The sequence below is a fragment of the Kitasatospora sp. NPDC004240 genome (assembly GCF_053603215.1).
Window position 1 is genome coordinate 1 of record NZ_JBSGFD010000440.1, and the last position, 1,592, is coordinate 1,592.

General features: G+C 79.0%; 1 protein-coding gene. It reads left to right on the forward strand.

Annotated elements, in window-relative coordinates; genetic code table 11:
* A partial coding sequence (locus ACWEQL_RS42380) for a DUF5691 domain-containing protein (RefSeq protein WP_452156957.1) occupies positions 1-1,481 on the forward strand: 1,481 nt, incomplete at its 5' end.
* Between the last annotated feature and the right edge of the window lie 111 nt (positions 1,482-1,592).

Below are 1,592 nucleotides of genomic sequence, written 5' to 3' on the forward strand. Positions count from 1 at the left end.
GGGATCGGTGGCAGCATGGAAGCCGGAAGGACGGATACGGTGGATCGGCGGAACGGCGGGGGAATGCCCGCCGGCTCGCCGTCCTGCTCGGCGGCCGCTCCGGCACCGGCGGCGGCACCCTGGCCAACCTGACCGAACTGCTGCCGCAGTGGCTCGCCACCGCCCGGACCCGCGGCTACCGGCCGCCCGCCGCGCTGGTCCCGGCCCTGCTGGACGGCGCCCGCGCCCGCAGCGAGCTGCGCGCCGACACGGTCGCGCTGACCGGTCCGCTCGGCCGCTGGCTCGCCGAACGGAACCCGGACTGGCGCTTCGTCCTGCGCACCGCCCCCGACAGTGCCGCGCCCGGCGGCACCGCGCCCGACAGCAGTGCATCCGACAGCAGCGCACCCGGCGGCCCCTCCACCTCCCCCGGCGCCGCAGCACCCGACGGCGCCGCCGCACCCGCCGGGGACCAGCTCTGGCACGAGGGCCTGTTCGCCGAGCGCGTCACCCATCTGACCCGGTTGCGCCGCTCCGACCCGGCCGCCGGGCTCGACCTGCTCCGCTCCACCTGGCCCACCGAGCGCGCCGAGGACCGGCTGCTCTTCCTGGACGCCCTCCAGGACGGCCTCTCCCCCGCGGACGAACCCTTCCTGGAGGCCGCGCTCACCGACCGCAGCAAGAACGTCCGCGCCACCGCCGCCGAGCTGCTCTCCACCCTGCCCGGCTCCGCCCTCGCCACCCGGATGGCCGAGCGCGCGCTGGCCGCCGTCCGGCTCTCGGAGCGCGGTACCCATCTGCTGGTCACCCCGCCCGCCGAGTGCGACGCCACCATGCAACGCGACGGCATAGCCCTGCGCTCCCCGACCGGCCGCGGCGAACGCGCCTGGTGGTTCGGCGAGATCGTGGCCGCCGCGCCGCTGCGGGTCTGGCGGGAGAGCACCGGACTGGCCCCCGAGGAGCTGCTGCGGCTACGGGTCGGCGACGCCATCGACGAGACCAGCAGCAGCTGGGCCGACGACCTGCGCGAGGCCTGGGCCCGGGCCGCCGTACGGCAGCACGACGCGGACTGGGCGCGGGCGCTGCTCGGCCCCGCGCCGCGCCCGCGCCGGGGCGGCAAGGCCCGGACCACCGGCGCGCCCGCCAAGCTGCTGTCGGTGCTGCCGGCCGAGGAGCGGGCGGGCTGGACGGCGGCGTTCATCGAGGCGCACGGCCTCGGCGAGGCGTTCCAGCTGCTGGGGGCCTGCGCCACGCCGTGGACGCCGCCGCTGTCGACGGCCGTGGTCGCGGCGCTGCGGCGGACGGCGGAGTCCGGCGCGTACCCGTGGAGCCACAGCGGGGTGCTCGGGATGACCGAGCGCGCGCTCGCCCCGGCCACCGCGCCCGATGTGGAGGCCCTGGTCGCCGCCACCGCGCCGGAGACCGCCTGGTCGGAGACCTTCGCCCGGCTGGCCGGCACGCTGCGCTTCCGCGAGGCGATGCTCGCCGAGCTGGAGGCCTGACCCGGCCCCCGCCGCGGGCGACCGACGGAACGGCCGCGGGCCGGCCGGGGGGGGGCCCCGCGCGCCCGCCGCCGGCGGGCTGGGGGGGGGGGCCGCAGCATGCCCCGCCCA